This window comes from Henriciella sp., assembly GCF_049649345.1.
Taxonomy (GTDB): Bacteria; Pseudomonadota; Alphaproteobacteria; order Caulobacterales; family Hyphomonadaceae; genus Henriciella.
In genome coordinates this window covers 1-4,016 of the sequence record NZ_JBARZC010000601.1, presented here as the reverse complement: position 1 = coordinate 4,016, position 4,016 = coordinate 1, and the positions used below count along the sequence as shown (strand labels likewise).

General features: G+C 59.7%; 4 protein-coding genes. All 4 read left to right on the top strand.

Going from position 1 to position 4,016, the window contains the following annotated elements; genetic code table 11:
- On the top strand, positions 1–960 hold a 960-nt coding region (locus tag WA989_RS16655), incomplete at its 5' end, for a glycoside hydrolase family 16 protein (protein ID WP_424341601.1).
- Positions 961–1,053: 93 nt separating this feature from the next.
- A complete protein-coding gene (locus WA989_RS16650; RefSeq protein ID WP_424341600.1) occupies positions 1,054–2,295 on the top strand; it encodes an argininosuccinate synthase in 1,242 nt (413 codons plus the stop codon).
- Positions 2,296–2,304: 9 nt separating this feature from the next.
- Positions 2,305–2,829, top strand: coding sequence for a hypothetical protein (locus tag WA989_RS16645; RefSeq protein ID WP_424341599.1), 525 nt, complete (start codon positions 2,305–2,307; stop codon positions 2,827–2,829).
- Positions 2,826–3,554, top strand: a complete 729-nt coding sequence (locus WA989_RS16640) for a hypothetical protein (protein ID WP_424341598.1) — start codon at positions 2,826–2,828, stop codon at positions 3,552–3,554. The genes WA989_RS16645 and WA989_RS16640 overlap by 4 nt, the downstream gene beginning before the upstream one ends.
- The last annotated feature ends 462 nt before the right edge of the window (positions 3,555–4,016 follow it).

Below are 4,016 nucleotides of genomic sequence, written 5' to 3'. Positions count from 1 at the left end.
GTTTCTTTTTGGGCGCGTGTTCCGTCCGGCCCGGGCAGACCGCTTGACGCCGCCGCGCAGCCGTCTCAACCTCGCGCCATGATGAAGCTCCTTGCCATACCTGTCGCACTCGCCGGGCTCGCGGCCTGCACGGCAACCCCCTCCCTTGGCGCAGGCGACCAGACCGCACAGCTGGACCCTGCCGCCAGCGCCGCGCCGCCCCCCGGCTACACCCTCGTCTGGTCTGACGAGTTCGACACGGGCGACATGCCAGACCCGGCAAAATGGGCCTACGACACCGCCCAGAATGCCAGCGGCTGGTTCAACAATGAACGCCAGTATTACAGCGACGCTCGCGCGAAAAATACCCGCATCGAGGATGGCCACCTCATCATCGAGGCCCACCGCGAACGCCTCGACCCTGCCGACCATCCAGACTGGGGCGAGCAGGACTACACGTCCGCGCGCCTCTTCACGCAGGGCATCGAGGCCTGGCAGTACGGTTATTTCGAAATCCGCGCCAAGCTGCCCTGCGCGCGCGGCACATGGCCGGCAATCTGGCTGCTGCCGCCCGATGACATCGCATGGCCGCTACAGGGCGAGATCGACATCATGGAACATGTCGGACACCGCGCCGGCATTGTTCACGGCACCATCCACACAGGCGACTACAACCACCGCATCGGCACCCAGAAAGGCAGCGAGATTGCCGTGCCGTCGGCCTGCGACGCCTTCCATACCTACACGCTCGACTGGCGCGAAGACGCGCTCACCATCGGCGTCGACGGCACGGACTATTTCACCTTCGAGGATGAAGGCACCGGCAGGGGCGCCTGGCCTTTCGACAAACCTTTCTTCCTTATCCTCAACCTCGCCATTGGGGGCGACTGGGCAGGGGCGAGAGGCATAGACGACACCGCCTTCCCCCAGCGCATGCTCGTCGACTATGTCCGCATCTGGCAGGCGAGCGATACCGAGTAGGCATCCTGCACCACATCCCGGCTTGCAGCGCCACGCGCAATGAATATGGTGCGCGCCAACCTGACCCTGCCCTGCCCCGGAGCCCGCACGCCCATGTCCACACCAGCCAATCCGCCGAAAAAAGTCGTCCTTGCCTATTCCGGCGGGCTCGACACCTCGATCATCCTGAAATGGCTGGAGACCGAGTTCGGCTGCGAGGTCGTCACCTTCACCGCAGACCTCGGCCAGGGCGAGGAGCTTGAGCCGGCCCGCCAGAAAGCCCTCAAAATGGGCATCCCGGAGAAGAACATCTTCATCGAGGATCTGCGCGAGGATTTCGTGCGTGACTATGTCTTCCCGATGTTCCGCGCCAATGCCGTCTATGAAGGCGTCTACCTGCTCGGCACGTCAATCGCCCGCCCGCTCATCGCCAAGCGGCAGGTCGAGATCGCCCAGCGCGTCGGCGCCGATGCGGTGTGCCATGGCGCGACCGGCAAGGGCAATGACCAGGTCCGCTTCGAGCTTGGCTATTACGCCCTCGCCCCCGACATCCGCGTCATCGCCCCGTGGCGCGACTGGGACTTCAAGGGCCGCGCCGACCTCATCAAATTCGCCGAAGAGCATGGCATCGAGGTGACCGCCGACAAGCGCGGCGAGGCCCCCTTCTCGGTCGATGCCAACCTCCTGCACACCTCCTCCGAGGGCAAGGCGCTCGAAGACCCGGCGAAAGAGACGCCGGACTTTGTCTACCAGCGCACCGTCTCCCCGGAAGAGGCGCCCGATACGCCGGAATACATCACCATCCAGTTCGAGAAGGGTGACCCGGTCGCCATCAATGGCGAGGCGATGAGCCCCGCCACGCTGCTCACCGCGCTCAACGAGTATGGCCGCAAGCACGGCATCGGCCGGCTCGACCTGCTGGAAAACCGCTTTGTCGGCATGAAGTCGCGCGGGATGTATGAGACGCCGGGCGGCACCATCCTGCTGACCGCCCATCGCGGCATCGAACAGGCGACGCTCGACAAGGGCGCCGCCCACCTCAAGGACGAGCTGATGCCAAAATATGCAGAGCTCCTTTATAATGGCTTCTGGTGGAGCCCGGAGCGCGAAATGCTGCAGGCCGCCATCGACCATTCGCAGCGCTATGTCACCGGCGAGGTCCGCCTCAAGCTCTACAAGGGCAACACCATCCTCGTCGGCCGCTCATCGCCCTACTCGCTCTACAGCGAAAAGATTGTCACGTTTGAAGATGACCGCGGGGCCTATGACCAGAAGGATGCGGAAGGGTTTATCAAGCTCAATGCGTTGCGGCTGAGGCTGCTGGCGGGGCGGGATAAAGAGGCGGGGCGGAATTAGGGAGGTGCCATGCCTCGATGGTCGGACATTCTGATCTGGTTGGCCGCAATCGCTCTGATTGCGATAGCGCTGCTCAGACTGTCACATATGCAAGTGGCCGCGGAAGCCGACTGGCGCGTTTGCATCGATCATTACTTCGACAATCCGGCTACTATTCGCGGTCTGGACGACCTATCGGTTGAAGAACGCGCCGCAGCGATGAAACGTGCGAATGCCTTGGCCAGCTATATTCCGGCGGCGGGCTTCGTCATCTTTCTGCCCTTTCTGTTCGGGCTTTCCACAAGACGGCCATTGGCTCAGAAGCTAATCTGTCTCGTAGGTATAGCGGCGATGGCCGGTGCAACATTCTTGATTGTCGGTGCGGATCCATCCGCGTGGCACGATTGCGACCGAAAGGGTGTTGAAGGGGCCCTGTCCCTCGTCATCTTGCTTCTGCTACCCGTCAGTGCTTTGGTCGCCTTGCTGTGCCACGGCGCAGGAAAACTGATAACGAACGCTGCGGCCTGGCGGGACAAGGAAGCGAGGCGGAATTGAGTAAACCGTCCTCGTCGGAAAAAGGTTGGTTTAAAAACACTGTCGAGTGGGCGGTGGACATATATACTAGAATTAGGCCCTCGAAATTAGCGCGATCGGCAGGTTGGGTCGTATTTGCTGGCATCGCATTGCTGGTCGCCCACTTTAACGAGTATCTATTTCAGTTCTTGCTTAAACCCGTTGGATTCACGACCGACTCAAAAGCGGCGCCGATTGTGGCGATTGTATTGATTTCGATCGGCCTTTCATTTCTGTTCCTAGAGCGTTTCGTCCCAATAAATTCAAGCCCCGCTCCCTCAGATGTCAAACTGATGCGGAAGTTGGTGGAGATTGGTGACTGGGAATACCACGACTACATCCTCGACCGCATTTTCAATCATGGCCACTCCAGCGAAGACATAGATCCTCTGTGGCGTATCCGTAATCTGCTCAGTCGACCGGATAGCTTCTTTGAAGACAAGAGAGCCAACGACATATTCGATACTTACAAGGAAAACCTTCGTGAGCTTTCTGAGTTGATCAACCGGTACTTCGCTCCGTTAATGGGCGTGAAAGAGATTTATTATGTGATGCTCGAACGTATCCATCCCGACCGAACCGGCATTGACAACCCTGAATTCCTTGCGGCCCAACTAAGGTTGAATGAGGCCATCTCAAAATTTGACGCGTCGACGAAACAGCTGTTTGCAGCAGCAAAAAGTAAAGGCTTCTTGCTCGATTCTTGACGTATATCGTCCTCTTCTATCCCCTCGCCCCATGCTCAGATCAAACGCTCGATTGGTGCGCAGGCGCTAAGGCGCAGCGGTTTGGCCTGCTCGAAATGATCAATAGAAATCCAGGCTGAATGGCAGGCCACTGCCGTGGCCTTCTCCGCTTTCAATCGATCCACCGGATCGATTGATCGCTGGCGCGACCAGCTGCGAAGCCCTTGACTGGAAAAAGAGGATCGGACACCGCACACCCCAAACGTAGCCCAGCCAAATTGAACCCTCGTCGCCTACCTCTCCGCAGGGTCCTGCGCAGGCAGGAACCCATGGTCTGATATCGCGCCACGCGCGGTCGGGAGTCATTGGAAAGGTCTTCTCATGGATACCAGCCGTCGCAGGTATCGGCGGCAAACGGATGTTCGAATTTCCGGTCCCTGCCGGGCCCTCTCAAAGCCTTCATGGTGAGCGAAGTCGAACCAC